22 protein-coding genes are annotated in these 22,966 nt (G+C 45.0%); 11 read left to right on the forward strand and 11 right to left on the reverse strand.

The window, feature by feature from the left end; genetic code table 11:
* The first annotated feature begins 115 nt into the window (after positions 1-115).
* Positions 116-460: a Spx/MgsR family RNA polymerase-binding regulatory protein gene (locus tag AC1DXC_RS22000; RefSeq protein ID WP_477461323.1), complete on the forward strand. Its 345-nt coding sequence runs from the start codon at positions 116-118 to the stop codon at positions 458-460.
* Positions 461-614: 154 nt separating this feature from the next.
* Here AC1DXC_RS22000 and AC1DXC_RS22005 read toward each other — a convergent pair whose 3' ends face one another.
* Both AC1DXC_RS22005 and AC1DXC_RS22010 read right to left on the reverse strand, forming a co-directional pair.
* Positions 615-1,553 carry a sugar phosphate isomerase/epimerase family protein gene (locus AC1DXC_RS22005; protein WP_477461324.1) on the reverse strand — a complete coding sequence of 313 codons (939 nt, stop codon included), beginning with the start codon at positions 1,551-1,553 and terminating at the stop codon, positions 615-617.
* Positions 1,554-1,650: 97 nt separating this feature from the next.
* Positions 1,651-2,664 carry a hypothetical protein gene (locus AC1DXC_RS22010; RefSeq protein WP_477461325.1) on the reverse strand — a complete coding sequence of 338 codons (1,014 nt, stop codon included), beginning with the start codon at positions 2,662-2,664 and terminating at the stop codon, positions 1,651-1,653.
* Positions 2,665-3,011: 347 nt separating this feature from the next.
* Between AC1DXC_RS22010 and AC1DXC_RS22015 the strand changes: the two genes are divergently transcribed.
* From AC1DXC_RS22015 to AC1DXC_RS22030, 4 genes are all read left to right on the forward strand, one after another.
* Complete coding sequence (locus AC1DXC_RS22015) at positions 3,012-3,713, forward strand: head GIN domain-containing protein (protein ID WP_477461326.1); 702 nt, start codon at positions 3,012-3,014, stop codon at positions 3,711-3,713.
* A 312-nt stretch (positions 3,714-4,025) separates the two neighbouring features.
* Positions 4,026-4,844: an SDR family NAD(P)-dependent oxidoreductase gene (locus tag AC1DXC_RS22020; protein WP_477461327.1), complete on the forward strand. Its 819-nt coding sequence runs from the start codon at positions 4,026-4,028 to the stop codon at positions 4,842-4,844.
* 75 nt (positions 4,845-4,919) lie between these two features.
* Positions 4,920-5,810, forward strand: coding sequence for a helix-turn-helix domain-containing protein (locus AC1DXC_RS22025; RefSeq protein WP_477461328.1), 891 nt, complete (start codon positions 4,920-4,922; stop codon positions 5,808-5,810).
* Positions 5,811-6,279: 469 nt separating this feature from the next.
* Positions 6,280-7,896, forward strand: a complete 1,617-nt coding sequence (locus AC1DXC_RS22030; protein ID WP_477461329.1) for a carboxylesterase/lipase family protein — start codon at positions 6,280-6,282, stop codon at positions 7,894-7,896.
* 865 nt (positions 7,897-8,761) lie between these two features.
* Here AC1DXC_RS22030 and AC1DXC_RS22035 read toward each other — a convergent pair.
* From AC1DXC_RS22035 to AC1DXC_RS22060, 6 genes are read right to left on the reverse strand one after another with little or no spacing between them, the layout of a single operon-like run.
* On the reverse strand, positions 8,762-9,409 hold the full coding sequence (locus AC1DXC_RS22035; RefSeq protein WP_477461330.1) for an HhH-GDP family DNA glycosylase: 648 nt from the start codon (positions 9,407-9,409) through the stop codon (positions 8,762-8,764).
* A 7-nt stretch (positions 9,410-9,416) separates the two neighbouring features.
* Positions 9,417-10,046: a 7-cyano-7-deazaguanine synthase gene (locus AC1DXC_RS22040; protein ID WP_477461331.1), complete on the reverse strand. Its 630-nt coding sequence runs from the start codon at positions 10,044-10,046 to the stop codon at positions 9,417-9,419.
* Positions 10,036-11,364, reverse strand: a complete 1,329-nt coding sequence (locus AC1DXC_RS22045) for a nucleoside 2-deoxyribosyltransferase (protein ID WP_477461332.1) — start codon at positions 11,362-11,364, stop codon at positions 10,036-10,038. Before AC1DXC_RS22045 ends, AC1DXC_RS22040 begins: the two co-directional genes overlap by 11 nt.
* On the reverse strand, positions 11,364-11,738 hold the full coding sequence (locus tag AC1DXC_RS22050; protein WP_477461333.1) for a hypothetical protein: 375 nt from the start codon (positions 11,736-11,738) through the stop codon (positions 11,364-11,366). Before AC1DXC_RS22050 ends, AC1DXC_RS22045 begins: the two co-directional genes overlap by 1 nt.
* A 22-nt stretch (positions 11,739-11,760) precedes the next feature.
* Positions 11,761-12,222, reverse strand: coding sequence for a hypothetical protein (locus AC1DXC_RS22055; protein WP_477461334.1), 462 nt, complete (start codon positions 12,220-12,222; stop codon positions 11,761-11,763).
* Between the two features lies 1 nt (position 12,223).
* On the reverse strand, positions 12,224-13,510 hold the full coding sequence (locus tag AC1DXC_RS22060; RefSeq protein WP_477461335.1) for an AAA family ATPase: 1,287 nt from the start codon (positions 13,508-13,510) through the stop codon (positions 12,224-12,226).
* A 1,293-nt stretch (positions 13,511-14,803) separates the two neighbouring features.
* Here AC1DXC_RS22060 and AC1DXC_RS22065 point away from each other — a divergent pair.
* Positions 14,804-15,784: a M1 family aminopeptidase gene (locus AC1DXC_RS22065; protein WP_477461343.1), complete on the forward strand. Its 981-nt coding sequence runs from the start codon at positions 14,804-14,806 to the stop codon at positions 15,782-15,784.
* A gap of 102 nt (positions 15,785-15,886) precedes the next feature.
* Entirely contained in the window at positions 15,887-16,576 is a 690-nt protein-coding gene (locus AC1DXC_RS22070; protein ID WP_477461336.1) for a carboxypeptidase-like regulatory domain-containing protein, read from the forward strand.
* Here AC1DXC_RS22070 and AC1DXC_RS22075 read toward each other — a convergent pair.
* Entirely contained in the window at positions 16,563-17,882 is a 1,320-nt protein-coding gene (locus AC1DXC_RS22075; protein ID WP_477461337.1) for a sensor histidine kinase, read from the reverse strand. The genes AC1DXC_RS22070 and AC1DXC_RS22075 overlap by 14 nt on opposite strands.
* Positions 17,883-18,034: 152 nt before the next feature.
* Between AC1DXC_RS22075 and rpsU the strand changes: the two genes are divergently transcribed.
* The 4 genes from rpsU (at position 18,035) to hpf (ending at position 20,433) form a co-directional block, all read left to right on the forward strand.
* A complete protein-coding gene (gene rpsU / locus AC1DXC_RS22080; protein WP_128531938.1) occupies positions 18,035-18,226 on the forward strand; it encodes a 30S ribosomal protein S21 in 192 nt (63 codons plus the stop codon).
* 160 nt (positions 18,227-18,386) lie between these two features.
* A complete protein-coding gene (locus AC1DXC_RS22085; RefSeq protein WP_477461338.1) occupies positions 18,387-18,575 on the forward strand; it encodes a hypothetical protein in 189 nt (62 codons plus the stop codon).
* A 589-nt stretch (positions 18,576-19,164) separates the two neighbouring features.
* Positions 19,165-20,073: a tyrosine-type recombinase/integrase gene (locus AC1DXC_RS22090; RefSeq protein ID WP_477461339.1), complete on the forward strand. Its 909-nt coding sequence runs from the start codon at positions 19,165-19,167 to the stop codon at positions 20,071-20,073.
* Positions 20,074-20,085: 12 nt separating this feature from the next.
* Positions 20,086-20,433 (forward strand): ribosome hibernation-promoting factor, HPF/YfiA family, encoded by a 348-nt coding sequence (gene hpf, locus AC1DXC_RS22095; protein WP_477461340.1) that lies wholly within the window; start codon positions 20,086-20,088, stop codon positions 20,431-20,433.
* A gap of 200 nt (positions 20,434-20,633) precedes the next feature.
* On the opposite strand, the gene AC1DXC_RS22100 is transcribed toward hpf, so the two are convergent.
* Together AC1DXC_RS22100 and AC1DXC_RS22105 are read right to left on the reverse strand one after the other, a co-directional pair.
* A complete protein-coding gene (locus AC1DXC_RS22100; protein WP_477461341.1) occupies positions 20,634-22,019 on the reverse strand; it encodes a serine hydrolase in 1,386 nt (461 codons plus the stop codon).
* Positions 22,020-22,069: 50 nt separating this feature from the next.
* Positions 22,070-22,672, reverse strand: coding sequence for a hypothetical protein (locus tag AC1DXC_RS22105; protein WP_477461342.1), 603 nt, complete (start codon positions 22,670-22,672; stop codon positions 22,070-22,072).
* Between the last annotated feature and the right edge of the window lie 294 nt (positions 22,673-22,966).

Raw genomic sequence — 22,966 nt, forward strand, 5'->3', positions numbered from 1 at the left:
GTCTGAACTCGAATTTGCCGAATTAAGGAATCAACAGAATGTATAGTTTCTTAATTCTGTAAATTCTCCGAATTCTTTAAAATTCGAGTTCAGACATTTCCCTACCTTTGCCCCCATGAAAATTTACGGCATCACCAACTGCAACACAGTAAAAAAAGCGCTCGACTGGCTAAAAACCAACAACGTTCCTTACGAATTTCACGATTTTAAAAAGCTGGGCATAAGTGCTGAAAAACTGCAAGAATGGGAAGCCAAAGCAGGCTACGAAAAAATCATGAACAAACAGGGTACTACCTATAAACAGCTTGATCCTGAAGTAAAGGAAGGTATCAAAACCAAAGAAGATGCGCTTGCCCTGTTAAAAGAAAAAACCAGCATGATAAAACGCCCCGTGATAGAAAAAGATGGGTTTTTGTTTTTTGGGTTTGATGAAGGGGTTTATAGTAAGGGGTTGTTGTAAGTATACAGCGAATTTATCCCCTAACGTCCTTGCGAGCGATAGCGTGGCAATCATCGGGAAGCAAGGCGGCTTTGCAAGTCTGCCTTGCGTTGTTGACCTCCTTGCCGATGATTGCTTCGTCGTACCTCCTCGCAATGACGACGTTTTTTAGTGCCTACCCCAACCTCTCCTTCATCAACTTAGCATAATCAGCAATTGCAATAGCCGGGTCGCTCAATTCAGGGTGCCAGAGTTTTTCCCATTCAAAGCTGTAATAGCCTTTGTAGCCACCGTTCTTCAGGATATCTACTGCCTCTAAAATAGGGGTATCGCCTTGACCCAACAGTACGTATTGCAGGTTCTCTCCTTTTTTCACATCGTCACCCCTCAGTATCTTCGCATCTTTTATATGCGTATGCCTGATGTAGGGCTTCAAAACTTTGTATGCATCGGCAGGTGCCTCGCGGGTAATGCTCCACATGTTCACCACATCCCAAATGAGGCCGGCGTTTGGGTGTGTGGCAGCCTTCATCACCATTTCCAGGTCACTTATTTGCACCAGGTCGCCGTGTGATTCTAACAGGATGCTCACCTTGCTGCCTTTGGCATGCTCAGCCAGTTCCAATAATCCTAATGTTATCAGTGCCATGGTCACGGCCTTATCTTGTCCTTTCGGAATGTTATTAGGGAAGGCACGCACAAAGGGGCAATCCAGTTGCTGTGCCAGGTCGATGAAGCGTTTGCCTTCGTCCAGGTTTTTCTGCCGCTCGGCACCCTCGGCAAAGTGCAGCGCGCAGGACGAGCCTAAGTCTACAAAACGCAGTCCTTTATCTTTCATTAGTTGCAGGGTATCTTTCCGGGTTTCCGGGCGTGACAGCTCTTTAACCTTGGTCAGATCCATTTCTCGCTGAATGCCCCGCAGTTCCAGCCCGCTGAAGCCATGCAATGCCGCGAAATCAACGATTTGATTAAACGGCCAATCCGGGCAGCCTAGGGTAGAGAAGCTAAGCAGTGGCTTGTCTTTTTTTAAAGTAAATGAGGATGCGACGGCGGCCCCCGCTACCAGCAGCGAAGATGTTTGTAAAAATTTACGGCGCGAGTAGGAACTTGTCATAGATGGTTCTTTTTAAAAGAATAGATAATTGGCTAAAGCAGGGCGTTGCCTTGGAGGCATCTGCTTTTTAAAGTTAAGAAAAAAACAGGCAGGCCCCTCACGGTTTCAGTTTCTTATTACTGTTCAGTTGATTTTGTATCTGTACAAGTTGTTTCAATATTTTTTGGCTGAGCTGGTCCTGGGCCCGCTGTTTTTCTTCCAGCATTTTTACCTGCTTATCTTTCTCAATCAGGTATAAAGTAAGTTCTTCTACTTTTTGCAGCAGCAGTTTATTCATCTCCACAAGGCTTACACCATTATTAGGTGCATCGCCCGCCGATGGCATTTGCGGAAGGTTATGTTTTTGATCGATATAGACTTTCAGTTTTAAAAGCGGTGTTAACGTATAACCTGGCTTTAAAGCATTGCCTGTGGGGCCTAAATCGACTTTAACGTCCCTGGCGCGAATGGTACCACTAACCGACAATTTTTCCTGAGGGTTTGATACGCCTATCCCAACGTTCCCCGCAAAAAAATTGTTTGCGCTGCTATCTTCCACGTATACACCATACTTATTGCCCACCCCAACGGGGAAAGTATTTACATACAGCCCGTATGCATTGGCTATTTTAGCCGCGCCTGTATTGCCTATGCCGGCGCGGAAGATCTTCCAGCTGGTAATAGTCCCCGGCATACTGGTGTTGCCCCCGCCCTGTACGCTAACCGCGCTGGCTAAAGTTTGTGCACTATTGAGCTGCACATTCCCAATGGTACCCAGAGCCAGGTTTACGACGCCAGAGGGGTGAGAGACTGCCACAAAGCCCTCTGTACCCTGTATTGAGCCAATGGTGGCAGCTTTTTGCTCGGCATAATTAAAATTCGCTATCTTAAAATTATCGCTGGCTGTGGTAGAAAAAATTGCCTGGCTACCCAAAATGGCCGCCGGTATGCCAAGCGCACCAACGCCAATGGGGGTGCCATCGGTAAAAGTTGCTATTCCGTTAACCTGTAGCGGATATGCCGGCTTGCCGGTGCCGATACCCGTATTGCCAGATGGAGGGAATGTGTTTTGAGCAAAAGAAAACTGAACTGTAATAAATGCTGTAGCTAAGGTTAAGTAAATTTTTTTCATGAGATAAAGGGCAGTTAGGGCATCATAATCATCGAACGAATGCAGCGCGCTGGGGGTTTATTCCCTGCCGTAAGGCTCCGGCTTTAAAGATAAGTTTATTTCCACATAAGGCGCTACCGTACACGTCTCCGCATGTATCTTTGAAAGTGCCTTGCGGTAATCCATTATGCAACCAATCCCCACTCACTAACCCGCCCATTTCCGCCCACCTGCTGTACCAAAAACGGACAATCCTTACCTTTATAAATAACGCAAGTATCTGTAATTAAGCTATATATAAAAAAGGTACAGCAATTGATTACCTTAGCGTAACCAATCATTAAAATACATTATCAAAAATTACCTGTATGAAAAAGCACCTATCCGCCATCTTAACGCTCGTTTGCGTGTTCTTTATGTTTACAAGCGCTACAGCACAAACAACCACACGCACGGTATCCGGCTATACCGGCATCGAATGCAACGGCCCGTTTAACGTAACCATCAAAATAGACGGTACCGAAAGCTTAACCCTGGATGTGGATGCCGATGCCGAAAAAGACGTAATAACAAAAGTAGAAGACGGCGTATTGAAGGTAGAACTAAAAGGCGGCTGGAAAAAACACCGCGATATTAAACGCGCCAATATTTATATCTCGGCAAAAAGTTTAAACTATCTGGGCAGCGGCGGCTCGGGCAATGCGGTACTGGCTGTCGGTACCATAACCGGGCAGCGCGCCAAAATAGAAGTAAGTGGATCGGGCAACCTAACAGCGGCAGTAAAGGCCGAAAGCATCCTGATCGGGGTAAGCGGATCGGGCAATGCCAAATTAAGCGGTAGCGGCAACAATACCCGCATCAGTGTATCAGGCTCGGGCGAAGTAAACGCAAAGGCGTTGCAGGTAAACACCGTAGATGCCTCCATTTCCGGCTCGGGCAGTATCCGCATCACAGCAAACCAGTCCGTTCCGGCACGTATATCCGGGTCGGGTAGTTTACAATATTCGGGCAATGCAAAAATCATTAACGAAAGCCATTCCGGCTCGGGCAGGATCGAGAAAGCCGATTAATGGGAGGGAAGGAACCTTCGTCACTTAAATGATGCGCTTTGGGCGGTTGGTTTAAACTGCTAACCGCCCAAGTAAACTGGCATCTCACCTTACTGAGGAATTTCGTTCAGCAATCGACGCACTCTTAGGTGTCATCTTCCCAATCCTTTCATCACTTTTCCAAAAAAGTTCGCATACTGCTTCTGCGGTAGACCACCATGTTATGCTCTGACAGCTAATCTACCACAATCTGTGCTAAACATCCCGTGTTTTGTATAAATCCTGCCGACCACGCCGCCATACCTTTGTTATCAACAAATAACAAAACAAGCAATGTCAAAAATAATCTTTATTACCGGTGCCTCGCGTGGTTTCGGTAAAATTTGGGCAAAGGCCCTTTTAAAACGTGGCGATAAAGTCGCCGCAACCGCCCGCAATACCGATAGCCTTAACGACCTGGTAACCGAATTCGGCGATGCGGTACTCCCCATCCAACTGGACGTTACCGACCGCGTCGCCAGCTTCGCCGCTGTAAACAAAGCAAAAGAACACTTTGGCCGTATAGACGTGTTGATCAATAACGCAGGCTTCGGCTTATTCGGTGCCATAGAAGAAACTACCGAAGAGCAGGCCCGCCAACAGATGGAAACCAACTTCTTCGGGCTGCTTTGGGTAACGCAGGCCATAACGCCTATCATGCGCCAGCAGCAGAGCGGGCACATCATACAGGTATCCAGCGTACTGGGCCTGATGACCCTGCCGGTTTTAGGCCTCTACAATGCATCCAAATTTGCAGTAAACGGCTTAACCGAAACCCTGGCAACAGAGGTAAAGGGCTTCGGCGTCAACGTAAGCCTCATCGAGCCTAATGGCTTTTCTACCGATTGGAGTGGCGCATCGGCTGCACAAACTGAAGCCATTGAGGCATACGCCCCCGTAAAACAAGCCTTTGCCGAAGGTGCTACGCCCGATACCTGGGGCAACCCCGAAACCACCTCAGATGCCGTACTGGCCCTGATAGACAGCCAGAACCCGCCGCTGCACTTCCTGCTGGGTAAGGTAGCTTACCCGATGGTAGCCGGTGTTTATGCCGCCCGCCAGGCGGACTTCGATGCCTGGAAAGAGGTATCTGCAGCTGCCCACGGTCATTAATAAATCATTTTAACACCCTGAGCCACAAGCTGTGCATGCAAATTGCGTAGTTTGTGGCTTGTTAATTTACCCGCCATGAAACACTATAAGAACCTCACCGAACTGCACCGCGAGAATGGTTTCCCCGCACCTGAGAGCCCGCTCTTCAGCGCCTACCGCTGTGACCACGCCTGCAGCATGGGCGACCGCGAGTTCACCAGCGATTTTTATATGATCGGTTTCAAGAAGATCAAATCGGGCATGGTGCTGTATGGCCGCACCCGGTACGACCATGAAGCCGGCTCCATGATGTTCTTTAAACCCCGGCAGGTGATAGAAATGAAAAACCTCCAGTTTGAGGAAGACGGTTTCATGATGTTCGTGCACGAGGACTACCTGAGCGGGCACCCCCTGCATGCCGAGATCAGGAAATACCACTACTTCGATTACGAGATAAACGAAGCGCTGCACCTCTCGCCCCGCGAGGAAAAGACCGTTTGGGAACTCTACAGCATCATTGAGGGTGAGTATAACAACAACCAGGACGAGTACAGCCGCGAAATCATCCTCGCCAACGTAGATACCATGCTCAAGTATGCCCAGCGGTTCTACAAGCGGCAGTTCATCAACCGGGCCGAGATTTCGGGCAAAACGGTTACCCGGTTTAACCAGGAGATAAGCAATTATGTATCAACTGGTTTGCTGGCCAGCAAGGGCCTGCCATCGGTGCAGGATATGGCCAGTCGGCTCAATATTTCGCCCGGCTACCTTACTGATGTGCTGAAACAGGAAAGCGGCAAAACCGCGCTGGAGCATATCCACATCTACCTCATCTCCGAGGCCAAGAACCGCCTGCTGGGCGAGGACCTATCCGTATCGGAGATAGCTTACGAACTCGGTTTCGAGAACCTGTCGTACTTCTCGCGCCTGTTCAAAAAGGAAACAGGCATCAGCCCCAATACCTATAAAAAGCAGATGTTGAATTAGTCGGGGGGAGGAGAAATTCAGCGGCCCGAAACGGACCAAAAAAGCCTTTTCTTGTCCAGTTTTATTTTATAGAAAATTCAGGTGAAACCGCGGCTGCAAACATGTAATAATACCGGGGTTTTTCCCGTGTTTTTCTGTGTTTTTCTTCGTTTTTCTTCGTTTTTCGGAGGATTTCGATGTTTTTTCGGGCCAGGGAATTAGGGCAAAAACCGCTGTTTTTGGGCAAAAACGCGTCTAAAATTTCCAGCTTTTTCCAGCTTTTCGGTAGTTTTTATGTGTGGGTTTCTAATAAATTCTAATGGGATTTTTGGGGGTGGAGAGGACTCGTGTGGAAATGCGATGACGTTAATCATCACTTGCTGCCACAAGCCGGGGACCAACTACGGCAGAAATTTATTTTATATAGATAGTTTTTAAATGTCATTGCGTTATATTTACGCAATGTAAATTGTAACCAACAAAAAACTATATGAGAATAAAGATAACGCTGTCAACATTATTGTGCCTGTGCCTGCTCAGTACAACCACATTTGCACAAACCCAGTACGCCGTGAAAGCAGGCGCGGATATCGCGGTAACCACTACCGTGTACGGTAAAGTAAAGGGCTATATCCACAATAATATCTTTACTTTTAAGGGCATCCCTTATGCAAAGGCGGACCGCTTTACCCTGCCGCAAAAACCAACCCCCTGGACGGATGTACGCAGCTCCATGACCTATGGCCCCGTTTGCCCAACAGACCCTACTACCAGCGTAAGCGACCCTTTTGAATTTGCTTTTAACCATAATTTAGGCTATAATAACGAGCATTGCCAAACCTTAAACGTGTGGACACAGAAATTAAACGACGGTAAAAAACGACCCGTAATGGTTTGGTTGCACGGAGGCGGATTTACCGCAGGCTCATCTATCGAACTGCCATCCTACGATGGTGAAAACCTCGCCAAAAAGGGCGACGTTGTTTTGGTTTCGGTAAATCATCGCTTAAATGTTTTGGGCTTTCTCGATCTTTCTGCCTATGGCGAAAAATATAAGAATTCAGGCAATGCCGGGCTTGCCGACCTGATAGCAGCTTTGCAATGGGTAAAAGAAAACATTGCTCAATTTGGGGGCGATCCAAACAATGTCACCATTTTCGGGCAATCCGGCGGGGGAGGGAAAGTTACCTGCCTGATGAATACGCCCCTGGCAAAGGGCCTGTTTCAAAAGGCTATTGTTGAAAGCGGCAGCTATATTACTTCGTTCACAGATAAAGCTGTTTCGCAACGGGTAGCGGCAGCCTTGCTTGCCGAATTACATCTGCAGCCCTCGCAGGTAGATTCGCTTCAAAAGATCCCTTACGAAACCTTGAACTTAGCAAGCAAAAAAGCGTTAGTAAAAGTTGGCGCCGAATTAAGGAAAGAAGGGCACCCCACCAATGTAGGCTGGAATGCCGTACTGGATGGCGAAATGTTCCCTTACCAACCTGCCGACGCTAAGGCAATGGAACTGGCCAGGGAAATACCCTTGTTGGTAGGCACCACAAAAAATGAATTTGCAGCTTTCGCTCCCACGCCTAAGGACCTCACCATGGACAAGGTAAAGACAACGCTGCAGCAGAAGTATGGCAGTAACACAGATGCCTACATGGCGGCCGTAAAGCAGGCGTATCCAAACACCAGCAAGCCATCGGAGTATATTGATATCGAATTTGGTTTTCGTTCCTTAGCCATTAAGCAGGCAGATCAAAAATCGGCACTACAGGGCGCGGCGCCGGTGTACATGTACCTTTTTACCTGGCAGTCGCCCGTAAACGATGGTATGTATAAAGCGATGCATTGTATGGATATTGCCTTTCAATTTGATAATATCAAACGCTGCGAAGAAATGACAGGCGGTGGCAAAGATGCCTATGCGCTTGCCGCCAAAATAAGCAGCGCCTGGATCAATTTTGCCGCCACAGGTAACCCCAATACACCCGGCTTGCCGCAATGGCCGGCTTACACAACAGCCAATGGCGCGGTAATGATACTTGACGTTAAACCCGTAGTTCGTAACCATCCCGACGCCGAACTGTTAAAAATAGCTGCCGCGCCAAAGTCTTAAGGTAAGGTAATGATCGTATCGTTCGCTTAAACGCATCTATTCAATATTAGCTTACGCCGTTGGTCACAAGGCCAACGGCGTTTGTTTTAGCTCCCGCCGCGGTTAGTTTGGTGACCAACGGCGGCGAGAAATTAAAACTGTCGTCATGTTGAACTTGTTTCAACACCCCATCATAAAAGTGGCCAATTGCTTAGCCGCTTTGCATGCCGTTTACCTGCCGTGTGGGGTGCCGAAATAAATTCGGCATGACGTGGGGTTTATTAAATAAAAAACCGTCATGTTGAACTTTTTTCAACACCCCATCATAAAAGTCACCACCTTGCTGAGCCGCTTTGCATGCCGTTTACTTGCCGTGTGGGGTGCCGAAATAAATCCGGCATGACGTGGGGGGAGCGAGGTTTAGCCCCAATGTAATCACTCACCGCTCCCCATTTACCACATACCAATGATGGCCTTCCCTGCGGGCCGGGCTTTCTGCTCATACGCCTGCAGGCCTTACGCGCGAAGGCTCCCAACTACCGTCGGGACGCCAATCCCTAAGGCGGGAGAGGGGATTAGGGACAAACCAATAGCACAGTTTCCGGCGCCAGTAGGTAGCGCAAGGAAAGAGCTTGGCGTACTCGTGACTTTCTTTGCAATGTGGTTGGGCACGAGTGCTCTGCCCGCTTGGCCTGCGCTGCATCGCGCGCCAGGGTGGGGGGCTTCACTGCCCTGGCCCTCGAATGCGAAACGAAGCCAGTTGCCTTCTTTTACGATGCCCCGCCGCTGTTGGTCTTGTGACCAACGGCTTTTATTTTGATGAATGAAATTTATTCCCGGAACGTCATTAGCTTGTTTGGTGACAACACCAACAAGGGCGGAGATACTAAATTTGCATTGAGAGTTGCGTTGTTATATTAGTAGACCTACCAGACATAAATAACCAGATACTATGGTCAATTGAAGACCTTGAAATCTCCAAGAAGTCTGCAGCGTATTCAACCAATTTCTTGGTGTAGTCATAACCGATGGTATCGATATCAGCCATCTCGACAAATGAATATATATGTCGATCTACAGCTACTGTGTCAAAATTAAGCAACTTTAATGTGTAGTCTATCGTTTTGGGGCCGAATCCTTTTAACATGCGCATTTTATTTCTGTTACGATCTGCTTTTAAGAATGATCGAAAATCGTCACAGGAATCAACGCCGTATGATGAAGCGAATTCCAAAAGATCTCTAAAGCGACGCAGTTTTTCAGGATGTTGCCAGCGAATGATTTGGCTAAGCCCATATATATTAATTAGTTCTTCGAATTTTGTGCATGTATTCGCGTCTGGATGATTCAATAATAGATTTTGAACGCGAGGCCTAACAACAGTTTTATAATTTAAACCGGCCTGTAAAACAATATCGGTAAATAAAGCGCCCATATGGTCGTAGCAATATTCACGATTGAAATTAACCGTTTGAAATGTTTCTAAACTCTCGATGTAATTTGCTAATTTTCGCGCTTCTAATACTATTGTCATAGTGGCATTATTCGTTTTCAATTCGTCTAATTGCTTCGAGACGGTCTACGCAGTTGGGACACGCACCACATGGGATAATAGAAGAAGCTTGACAAGAAAAAGTTTCGCCTATTGCAGCTCCCAATGAAACACCCAATTTCGCTACTTCGTATTTTGAGTAATAACGAAATGGCATGTTGATTTTTACTGAACCATATTCTTTCAACATCCCTTCCATTTTATCGAAAAATTCATTAGAACAATCGATTTCTTTGGCGTGATTACTATTAATAAAGGCAGAGTAAACGTTATTCAATCCTAATGTTTGTGCAAAAGTGGCACCAATAGTCAGCAAAAGTACGTTTCGGTAAGGAATATAAAGCTCATCAGCAGTAATTTCTTCTTCCCATAAGTTTGCTTCCCGAATGAACCTCGAACGCGATTTCGCGTAGACAGACTGAATATCAATGCATTCAATTTTATCTTGATATTCCGTTGGAAGTACTTTTTTTAGGGACTTAAGCTCTGTATCAGCGCAATGTTGACCATAATTTATAAAAAGTGGTACGAACTCGATTTGTTGTTTTTTTAACCAATAGGCCATTGTGGTTGAGTCTAAGCCACCGGAGGCCAATAGAACACCATCTTTATTCTCCATTTAATAATAAATTTGATTGGATGAAAACCTCAGCAATGATATTATCAAGATCGTCGGATACTATTAGAGGCAATTCTGTTAACATACAGTTATTTGCGATACAATAGGGGTCAAATACTAATGTTGGTAAACCTCTTGCTGCTGATATCCCAATTTCAATTAAAGTTCCAGGATCATTGTAAAGTAATATGGCAATTAAAATTTGGCAGCGGTCTAATAACAGCATGTCATTTTCAAACAAAACTTGCTTTCGTTTTTTTGAAGCACCAACTTCCATTTGTCCATTTTCTAAAATAGGCCGGTGGGGGTTGAAATTGTGATAAATTAAAGCATCGTATAAAATATCAATAAAGGTAGTATCAACGTGATCAAAATCAGGCGCAGCTATGTAAATATGGATATTAGACCTCTGTTCCCACGGTACACAAACGCCGCCCAAGCTGAGAAGGTCACCTAGGTTAGCTTTTAAAAGGCGATTTACTTGAGTTTTAAAATCATCTGGATAAGTAGTTTGGGCATATTCCGCAGCAAGCCATGACGCTAATGTCATAGCGTGACGAACGCCTAAAAAGTTTTTTTGAATGACAAAACAAGCGTCATACACATCGCCGACCCCAACTGAATGAATGATCGGTTGAGTTTGAGCACCAACAGAAAGGTAATCATCAGAATCAAAATCAAATCCGCGACTGCCGCCGCGATTTTCTTTTAATATCAACAAGTTCGTGAATGGTCGAAATAGGTCAGCGAAATCTTGAAAATGATTATCATAAAAATTTTGAAAAATAGTCGATGATGTAGAAACAAAAATCGTGTCGATCTTTCTCGAAACTGAAGAAAATAATGAAAAATCGTCAATATTGTTAGCAACATCGATATGCACTCGACCCTTTATATTCTTTAAAAATCTATTTATATCGTAGTTCCCTGAAATAAAAAGGCAATCTGTATAATCACAACTTAAAAAATGTTCAATCGCAGTAAAATCATATTCTACCTTAATTTGGTCTCGAAGAATAAATTCGTAACCTTGATTACCCGCTTCCTTAACTTCCTCAATTAAAAAAAGATAAGGCGCGCCCACAACGTTTCCTACTTTAGTAATTTCAGTACAGCCGTTACTATTTAAATAATCAACTATTTGGCTGTCGAGATAAGCAGGAGCGAAATACGCAACTTCAAACGGAATTCCCTGGGCCCACAGAGATCTTGCGGCATGAATGATGCCTCCTAAACGCATTTTAGTTGGTGTCGTAGTTGTTTTTAACGTAATATCAACAACTATATCGCCTATCAAACAAATTCGTGTTTCCGCCATTATATTGGAACGATATCAACTAATACTGTGGGAGTTGGCGTTGTGCGTGAACTATTGACAACCCCGTGATATGCAAAACTATCATCCAAGCAAATTTTAATATAATTATATTTTGTAGGTAAATAACCAATTTCTTCGCCAAGGTCGGTTTCAACAGCAATTCTGTGACCATTAAACGCTACTTTTACAGTAGTGCCACCTGGGGGGACGTCACCATAATTAATGAAATAAAAACATCGGGCAACTTCTTCTAAGTTGGCTGAAAAGCCCAACCCGCATTTGTCCACACCGCTTGACCCGCCATTTGCCTCTTCTGCGTTAGTGGGTTTGCGTTTTGAGTAATCTGTAAATGATCCTGAACCTGTACTTCCCATGATAATTTGTGTAAAAACTTATTTATTGTTGACAAATTGGCGCGATATTTCGTTGTACCAAAAGATCGCGATTTCTATATTGATTATAAATCCGCGGTCGTTTCGCAGCTCGCCCAAAAAAATCTTCGTGCCTGAAATAGGGATATGCCCTTTCGTCTAATGAACAAATTAATTTGCAACCCGATATCCGCAATAATGCCACCAAATGCTGGTCATCAAAATTGGCGTGTTGAATTTGATGACCAACTACAATTTCTTCTGCATCAATAAGGTGATCATCAATATAAATTGCCCGTTTTTTCTTTCGTAGTTCGTTAAATAACCCTAAATATTTGTTTAATTCACGAGTGTATTTGGACCCGCCATAGATAACTTTACCTCTACCAAATAGTACCCACTCTCGAACTGGCAGAAAATCATGATGTCGCTGAGCATCATCTTCAAAAACATTGGCCAAAGTATTCGTATCGATGATAATACACATGCTATATTTTTAATAAGCTTAATTGTTCTTTTAGAAAAAAATCACGGAATTCGTCAGGTTGATTATCACTGTAAGAGCCGTCTGGATTTATGTCAATAAATTGAACATTGTTTCCATTGTTGTCCCTCTTAAAAAAAACCACCTGCCCTGACTCATATTCTTCTTGTTTTTTAAATGCCTTATGTAAACGAATCCGATAGCGATCTATAATGTAATCACTATGTGTTTCAAGAATGAACTTTTGGTGATCGCTTTGATTAGATTTAAAAATAAACTCTCCAACTGCTGCTTGAGCTTTAGGATGTAAATGTGTTTCGGGTTGTTGAACTATAAGTAATGTATTATCCGGGCGGGCAATTGCTTCCAAAATAAATGGTAAAATTTGGGAAACTCCATAACCTACGTTGACAATATTCAATTTATTTTCATTTATAGTAATTTGGATCTCAAATGCGTCTTCAGAGATGGTCTCAAGATTTTTGACATTGATATCTTCAAAAAGTCCGCTATCTGCGCCAAAGCGATTAAGAATGCTTTTGACATCACGACCTTCAATAATATCGCGCAAAACGGATGCGAAATGCTCGCCCTTTGCAGTGAAAACTAACTGAACAAGGTTATAAACTTTTAAAGGGGCGACTAACGACGGTGCAAACCAAGCAACGCTATTAAGCAAATAAGGTATTGAAATTTCTACTTCATTTTTATCATCATTGATTTTTAACCTTTCAATCTGAACTGCCGTCTGCAGCTGTCTTAAGATTGAAAGAGAGGAAGTCAAGTCAAGTGCTAAACGTTTAAATTCAATACCATTTAATCCATTGTCCGAAATCCACAATTTAAAGTTATCGACGTTTTCTGAAAGTATTTGCTCACTCTCGGTCCATTTATACCGATATTTTAAAAAGCGCCCTTCAACTGTTACTTGAAGGTTAAGGGCGTTATCGCAATAGCTAATTTCTTTCGGTACGGGGTATCCATCTTTTTCGATAAACCTTATCTTAATGGCAGAAACGGCCGTCGAACGTTCATTTTTTTTTCCTATAAAAGCAGTTTCGAAATGTGCCTTATTGCTATTGGAAGTTATTATCTCAGAAAAACTACCTAAAGTCGTATCTTCTTCACCAAATATATTGTAGCGCCAAAATCCTTGCGAGGATAAGATACCAAGTAATTTAATAATAGAAGACTTCCCTGTGCTGTTCTCCCCAACAAAAAAATTGATATCCTTTAATGGCAAATATGTTGCTTGAAATCCGCGAAAATTGTCTACGTATAATATCGGCATGCGATTAGAGCTATGATAGAAATCTTAGGTTTTTTGTAAAAGTAGAAAAAGTTCTCGTAACAAAGGTGCGTCCATTTTTGTTTAATTCGTTATGCAGCATTTTATGCTTTGTTTTTTTTACTGTAAACTGAAGTGCTACTCAAAGATAGCGCGCATGCTCTCCATCGTGTCTAATCAAAACCATACCCCGGCACACCCTTTTAATAATTTGGTAACTTCCTCATTACAACCATGCAATAAATTTAATCCATAATCCATATTTACTATACTTGCACATTAAATACAATTACTGATTTTATTATTATGAGATTAAACCTGTTAGCCGGCTGTGCGCTGGCCATGATGGCTGTTGGCAGTGCCGCGCAGGCACAGCAAACGCCTGCCAGTCCCGCAGCATCCAACTACAATTACCACGACGCCTTTGCGCCGCTGTTCTACACCAAAAATGGCAGCGAATACCGGGCTGCGGATGGGCAGCCCGGCCCTAAATACTGGCAAAACCGTGCCGACTACCAGTTAACGGCCCATCTTAACGATCAAACTAACGAAATTTTGGGCACCGAGGCCCTTACCTATACCAACAACAGTCCGCAAAGCCTGGGCTTTTTGTGGATGCAGCTGGATCAGAACCTGTTCAAGTCAGATTCGCGCGGTACGGCTATCATCCCGCCGAGCGGCAGCCGTAACGGCGGCCACGGCGATATGGCCGAAGGCGGTTACAAGATAAAATCGGTAAAAATTGGCGGGGTAGATGTTAAATACCTCATCAACGATACCCGCATGCAGATCTTTTTGCCTGAGTCGGTTAAGCCTAACGGCGGTATCGTAAAGCTGAACATCGAGTACAGCTACATCGCGCCCGAGTATGGGAGCGACCGTACGGGTATCCTCAATACCAAAAACGGCAAGATATACACCATAGCGCAATGGTACCCCCGCATGTACGTGTACGACGATATAATGGGCTGGAACGCCCTGCCATACACCGGCCCGAGCGAGTTTTACTTGGAGTATGGCGATTTCGACCTGGCTATTACTGCGCCGGCCAACCACATTGTGGTAGCATCGGGCGAGTTGCAGAACCCTGCGGAAGTTTACACACCCGAGCAATTGAAACGTTGGGCAGAAGCTGAGAAAAGCGAGACGACGGTGATCATCCGCTCGGCAGATGAGGTTACCAACGCCGCATCGCGCCCCACAGGCAAAAAAGAACTCACCTGGAAATTCAAGATCAAGAACGCCCGCGACGTATCATGGGCATCATCCGCAGCATTTATTGTTGATGCGGCTAAGATGGACCTGCCAAGCGGCAAAAAATCTATCGCCATATCGGCTTACCCGGTGGAGAGCAACGGCAACGATGCCTGGGGCCGCAGCACCGAGTACGTGAAAAAATCTATCGAGTTCAACTCGCAAAAGTGGTTTGAATACCCTTACCCTGCGGCTACCGCTGTTGCGGGCAACGTGGGCGGCATGGAGTACCCGGGCATTGTGTTCTGCGGGTACCGCGCCAAAAGGAGCTCGCTATGGGGTGTTAACGACCACGAGTTCGGCCACACCTGGTTCCCGATGATCGTTGGTTCTAACGAACGCCTGTACGGTTGGATGGACGAGGGTTTCAATACCTTCATCAACACCCTCAGCACCGCCGATTTCAACAAAGGCGAGTACGGCCCAAAACGCGCAACCGATATGCAGCGCACAGGCAATGCGCTTACCAACCCAAGCCTGGAGCCAATTTTGAGCAACCCGGAGAATTTGAAGGAGGCCAACAACGGCACCCTGCTTTACTTTAAGCCTGGCATAGGCCTTACCTTGCTGCGCGAGCAGATACTGGGCCCCGAGCGTTTCGATTTCGCTTTCCGCACCTATGTGGCGCGCTGGGCATTTAAGCACCCAACGCCCGATGATTTCTTCCGCACCATGGAGAACGCCAGCGGCGAGAGCCTGCAATGGTTCTGGAGGGGCTGGTTTGTAAACAACTGGCGTTTGGATGTTGCCGTTACCGATGTAAAATACATTGGCAGCGACCCTGGGAAAGGCGCTTACATCACCCTCACCAATATGGAGAAACTGGCCATGCCGGTGATATTGGATATCAAGACCGTTAGCGGCAAAGTAAGCCGGTTGAAACTACCGGTAGAGATATGGGAACGCAACAACAGCTTTGTGGTGAAGTACCCATCTACCGAAGAGATAGAATCGGTAACGTACGACCCGGATAAGCAACTGCCCGATTACAACCCGGATAACAATGTCTGGAGAAAGCAATAAACAACATGACCCGGCTGCAAGCCGGGTTTTTTGTTGGCGTAAATGCTAAATTGAGCAAACCATTGCAGCCTTAAGCAAGTTAAACTACATATACCTTCCGCTATGAAAAAGATATCCTCACTAATCATCCTCTTGCTAATCGCAGCCACCTTTGCCCAGGCACAGGACCTTTTAAAAGGGACGGTTGTAGAGAATGGCAGCAATACCAGGCTCAACAATGTTTTCATTCGCGATAACAACAACAAGCAGATAACCCTTACGGATAAGAACGGCGATTTCAGCATCAAAACCGCTACGGGGCACACCCTTATATTTACTTCGCCTGGCTACACGCCCGATACCTTGTACATAATTGATATGCGCCCTAAAAGGGTGGCGATGAATTCGGTAGCTATCGCTTTGGGGCAGGTGAATATCCACTCCACCCGGCTGCCCTTCGATCCGCAGAAAGAATACCCCGAGGTTTACACCAAGAGCAAGGTGTATGCCTTTTCGCCCTCTACCTGGTTCAGCAAAGAGGGGAAGGATGCAAGGCGGTTAAAAAAATACTTCCAACGCGAAGCGCAGGAGCGGCATGTGGATGAAGTTTTCAATAAAGCCTACGTGGGCAGCATAGTGCCCCTAAAGGGCCAGGATTTGGAGAATTTCATCACGCTGTACCGTCCCACTTACGCTTTCCTGCGTAATAACAATGCCGAATCGTTAGTGGCGTATATTAATGATAGCTACAAAAAATTCCAGGCGCTACCGGCCGATAAGCGCAGCCTGCCGCCGCTTACTACTGCTCCGTAAAAAGCCTTAGCTGCACCAACGGCAGCGATATATAAAAGGTAGTGCTTTCTTTCTCCACGCTGTTGAACCATATGCGGCCGCCCTGCAATTCGGTATAATCTTTACAAAGTACAAGCCCCAGGCCGGTGCCGCTTTCGTTGCCGGTGCCGTTGGTTGATGAAGTGTTGAGCGAGAAGATATCCGCCTGCCTGTTGCGCGGTATGCCAATGCCGGTATCGCTTATGGAGATAACGCAGTTGGCGCCATCGGCAATGGCTTTCATCACGATGCGGCCACCGGGGCGGGTAAACTTTACGGCGTTGTTGAGCAGGTTGCGTATTACAATCTGCAGCATATCCGGGTCGGCGCGTACGGTGATGGTTTGGTCGGCAATGGTAGTGAGGGTAATATCCTTCTTTACGGCTATGGTCTGGAACAACTCGGTAGTTTCTTCCAGATAGGTGCTTAGTTGTACGGCCTGCAGGTGGGCGGTTTCGCCATGCATCTGGTTCTTGGCCCATTTAAGCAGGTTGGTAAGCAGGTCCTGCGTTTTTCCAATGGTTTCCATCAGGCTCTTCTCCATTTCGGCCCTTTCATCGGCATCTATACCCACTTCTGCCATTACGGTGAAATACTGCTGTACCGATGCCAGCGGCGTGCGCAAATCATGTGCGATGATAGAGAACAGCTTTACTTTCTCGGCGTTCAGCAGTTCGAGGGCAAGGGCTTTCTCGTCGGTAAGGTTTTTTTGGCGGGTGTAGCTTTGGCGGATAGCAGCAGTGCCTACATATAATAATATGATGGTAACCAGGTACGATACAATGTTATCGGCAAATTGCTCACCACGTGTTTCGTAATGTTTTTGGATGATACCGGGGTTCAGATATTCGGATACGATAATTGATAACACTACCAAGGCATTAAAAGCCAATAGAAAGGGCCATAGTTTTTTGTGCGATACCGACATCAGTACAAATAACGATGCAGCAAAAAGCAGCAGGGTGGCACCGGTTATACCATCATTATAATAGTATCCGAACCCCTTTATAGCATTAATTTCAATAGCCGAGAGTATTACTGCAAGCTGTAACTTGTTTTTAAAACGAACAATGTAGTATAAAACGCACTGTACCGCCAGCACCCCCAAAGCCAGTGCAGCTGATACGTACATATGGATGGCGATATTGAAAAACACCTCGAACAGCAGTATAAGCAGCACGAAGAAAGAAAAGGTATTGAAGATCCTGCTCTCCAGCGAAAGCTTTTGCGGGTCTCCAATAACAAGCGCGCGATATCTTTTTAAACGGTTTACTGTAGCAGGGGACATGTTGATTTAGGGATCAATAGTTGCCCAAATTTATGATAACAATCCGGATAAAAACGCAGGTTGAAACGCTTAAATAAATATTAAAATATTGTGTTTCAGATTTTAAATTATTTATCTACCTTTGTCGTCCCTGAAAGGAGGTATTTGGGATTATGATCATTATCAACGTAAAAGACGGCGAATCATTGGATAAAGCATTGAAACGCTTCAAGAAGAAATTCGAGAAAACAGGTGTATTAAGAGAACTTCGCAGCCGTCAGGCATTCGAGAAGAAATCTATCACACGCAGGCACGAAATTAAGCATGCCATCTACAAGCAGAATATGAATATAGAAACTGTTTAATTTTTTCTGCGGAAAGAATTTCAAACTTTTTCTTGTCAACATAAAAAAACTATTTGTACATTTCAATTATTGGGGTGTATAAATAGTTTTTATGCTTTTAGGGAATTTTTAAGTAACCGATCCAAAGCCACCCCAGCTAAATGGATACCTAAACTACCACATGAATAACCGCATCTTTCTTATGATTGCCTTGCTGATGATAGTAGTATCGTCGACAGCAGGGGCGCAGGAGCTTAATAAGGCGCAACGGGAGGCGTTTATATTAGGCACACTAAATGATTATTTGGGCCGAAGAGGCGATGCCGGTTTCAAAAACGTGGTTGATAATTATGAACCGGGGGAGGTGTAATAGTTCATATCATCGACTCGCTGCTATCTAAAGACTACAGCAAATCCGAATACGGAGTTAAACGCCTTAACCATAGGGGAAATATCACATCTTTCGAAATAGATTCAAAAGCCATCGCCGAAAGGCTTAACAGCTATTACCTTTTTAATGATACAACGCGTTATGGAGTTCTAATTGATAGCATATTGGTTACCGATGAACAAAAGATGGCATTTTTAGCCGGGGCGTACGTAAGGTTCAGCAAATGGGATAGTGGAAAGTATAAAATAAGCATCGCTAATAGTGCAAGTAAAATTCAACTTTGCGAAAAGTTGCTCAAATATTTTAACAGCAGCTCTTCTCTGAAAATATTTCATGGAAACGTGCCCACAGGGATGATTTTGTCTTTTCGGCCAAAGGGAGAACTTAAGAAATTTTTGGAGAATTATACGTCCATGGCAAAGCGGGTAAGTGAAAATTACTTAAGGGTTGAAAAGGAAATGTTCGGTCAATAGTTGCTCGTCACCGCCAATTAATAATTTAAACTTTTTCTTGTCAACATAAAAAAACTATTTGTACATTACCTTTCCGGTGTGTATAAATAGTTTTTATGTTTTTAGGCAAGTTCATACAGTATATCCAATACGAAAAACGGTACTCGCCGCATACTGTAGCCGCCTACCGGTCGGATCTGGAGCAGTTCATGCTTTTTTTGAACCCTGCCGGCCAGCCATTAGCCATTAGCCACCCCTCAGAAATTACCCATCACGATATCCGCAGCTGGATGGTGAGCGATGAAACCCTCGCACCCCGCAGCCTTAACCGCAAGCTGGCCACCCTGCGCAAGTACTTCAAATTTTTGTTGCAGGAGGGGGATATCCAAACCAACCCCGCATCGCGCCTGGGCCCGGCCAAAACGCCGAAGAATTTGCCTACCGTGGTAGAAGGTGCCAAGCTTACCGATATGCTGGATGGTAAGCTGGATAAACCCGGCAATCCTATTTTTGCTGACGATTTTGAAGGCATCCGCGATAAAACGGTTATAGAGTTGCTATTCGGCACCGGCATGCGCCTGGCCGAATTATTGGGTCTGCAGGATACAGATATAAATTTCTACGAAAACACCGTCAAAGTTTTAGGTAAACGCAACAAACAGAGGATAATACCCCTCAATAACGAACTGCTGATACTGCTAAAAGAGTATATAGAGGCGAAACGAATTGAAAATTTTCATAACAATTCCTTAACTTTTATCGTTACAACTAAAGGAACAGCAGCATACCCTAAGTTAATTTACCTGATAGTGAATAAACACCTTGGCAACATATCAACCCAAAATAAAAAGAGCCCCCACGTGCTGCGGCACACCTTTGCAACAACCTTACTAAATAATGGCGCCGACCTTAACGCCATTAAAGAACTTTTGGGGCACGCCAGCCTGAGCGCTACCCAAATTTATACCCACAATTCAGTTGAACGTTTAAAGTCTATTTACAAACAAGCCCATCCAAAGGGTTAAAAAGGAGGAAAAATGAAAATTACAGTGCAATCTATTCACTTTACAGCAGACCAGAAACTGCTGAGTTTCATCCAAAAAAAGGTTGACAAGCTGGAAACATTTTATGACCACATTATTAGTGGCGAGGTTTATTTAAAACTGGAGAATGTAAAAGACGAAGCAAACAAGATAACGGAGATAAAACTGCTGCTGCCGGGCAACCAGATTTTTGCTAAAGAAAAGTGTAAAACTTTTGAAGAAGCAACAGATGCAGTAGTTGAAAGCCTGCGACTGCAGATAGAGAAACATAAAACCAAAAAATCCATAGCTGCCGAAGCTGCCAAAAAAGCAGTGCTATTGCCGGCCGAAGACGATTTTTAGACATCATAAAACAAGGGTACTAATCCCCCGGGAACCGGCAGGCTGTGAAGTTTGCCGGTTTTTTTTGTGTATGATTTTGCGTTTGTTCTCCACCACGTCATTGAGGAACGAAGCAATCTCCCGGTATGCAAAGCGGTCATGCTCAGCTTAGAGATTGCTTCGTTCCTCAATGACGAACTGTTTTGGGAATGCCCTAACGCCTACTTCCCCGCCAGCTCCTTTATCACTTTCTTCGCCGTTTCATTAGTTGGATCCAACTGCAGGGAGCGTTTGTAGTTCAATAGCGCTTTGGTTTTATCGCCTTTGTTGTAATAGGCTTCGCCCAGGCTATCGAATGCATTGCCTGATGTAGGGAATAGGGTGGTGTTGTACTTTAACACCACGATGGCGGCATCAATGTTTTTAGCGCCCATCAGCGCGTAGCCTATTTCATTCAACGTAGATTCATTGTAGAAAGCGTATTCGGCGAGGTGTTTGGCTTTCAGATCCTGATACAAAGCCAGTACCTGCGCGCCGCTTAGCGTATCCAACTGTTTGCGGTAATCGGCCAGTATAGAGCGTTTGGGCTGGCTATAGGGCTTGCCATCGAGTATATCCTCTATTGCGTTGTCTATATCGAAGATATTCTCTTGCTTGTTATTGGTCATCAGTATCACCGTGCGGCCTTTGGGCTGGTTGCCTACGATGAGGGCCTGGTAATAAACGCTTGCGCCATCGTGCTGGTGGAACACTAGCTTATCGCCCTGCATGGTGCCGCCGCCCAGGCCGCATTGCTTATCCGGCGCAAAGGGCGTAACAAGTACGCGCGTAGATGCCGGGCTGATGAGTTTGAAGCTTTCTAAGGCCTGTTCCCATTTGTAGAAATCATCCAGTGTTACGGCCACCCAGCCGGTAATAGGGTAAAAGAACGAGCCCTGCTTGCCATCGTTGGTGTAGGAGCGTGCCATCAAAGGGGTGTTTAAGTCGGGGTCTATAACGGCGGTTGCCATGCCGGCGGGCTTCAGTAATTTCTCCTCTACGAATTTATTGAAGGGCATGCCGGTAACCTTTTCGATGATGCGGCGCTGCATAAACACGTTGTTGTTATTATAGTTGTATTGAGTGCCTGGCGCAAAATCAAGATGGGTAATCTTCATGATATCGGCCATATTGCTGGCGTCTCCTATGACCGTTTTCCACTTTACATCGGGCAGGCCACTGGTGTATTGCAGTAGGTTTTGTATGCTGATGGAGTCGGCCCAGGCAGGCAGCTGCGGCAAGAATTTCGATAGCTTATCGTTGATGTTAAGCTTGCCCTGCTCTTGCAGCATCATAATGCCCACGGCATTGAATTCCTTGGCGATGGAACCGATATGGAAGCGATAATCCGGGGTGAGGGCTTTCGTTTTAGTTGCATCAGTAAAACCTATGGCATTTTTGTACACGATCTTTCCGCCATCTATCACCAATATATTACCGCTGAAGAGGCCCATACGGTTGCTGCGCCTTATCATAGTATCGATTTTAACGGCCTTATTTTGGCCAAATAGGGTGCCTGTTATCAGCACTAAAGTGAATAGGAGGGAGGCAGCGGCGTATTTTTTCATAAGCGATGGGTGTAGAATTTAGACCCCGCTCTTAACTTATTGTTACGTGTTTAATTGCCCTTCACATAATACCAATTGTCTCCCAAAGATCTAACTTCATACACCTTATCAAAAATTCCATTTTCAGCAGTGTCAAATTTCCCACCAGACACCTTGACAAAGCCGCCTTGGCCATCAGGCACACCAAGGAATGTATAGAAGATAACTGCCGATGCCGTTTTATTATGCGCTACACGTACAACGCCATCGTTAATGGATAGGTATTGGTAATTGGCAGGCAGTTTTACCCTTTGGAAAGTGTCTGCCTGTGCCTTAAAAGCCATTTGCGATGCGGCCTCAAAATCACTTCGGTGCAGACTGAACTTTACCTGATTGCGTATAAAATTCAATGGCAAAGCAATTACCATTATCAGAAATATGACATTTATGAGAAACGGGGCGTAAGTAAGTCTATCAGCTTTGTGGTGTGTTGCCCAATAGATAATACTCCAAATAAGTACGTAGGCAAACAATAAAATTAACGCGAATTCGATTAGCCCAAATAGTATCCATAATTGGGTCCATAAATAATCACCAAACATTATTGAGAAGAACAATAGCAATGAACTTATAACAGAAAGTTTAAAAACAAGAGTGTTAAAAACGCTGGTCATAAATTGGTGATTTTGTTATCCTATTGCAAAAACGCCCCGCGGTTTGGGAGGGCACTGAAAAAGCACCTTCTTTCATAAAGGCAATAATTAGAAGCGATCAAGTAAGGCATGATTTTACTTGGTCGCTTTTTTTATTTCTGCATTCGCGATGGTTAGCTGTTTATCAGCGGGTGTTCAAAAAGGGCTGAATGGAAGAATTTGAGTCTTTTTTTCTCTGAGTTTACAGAGTTAGGCGATTAGTTTGATGATTCTTTTAAGATTAACTGTGAAGATCGCCAACGCTCCCTGCATCTG

The sequence above is a fragment of the Mucilaginibacter sp. P2_D11 genome (genome assembly GCF_056404435.1).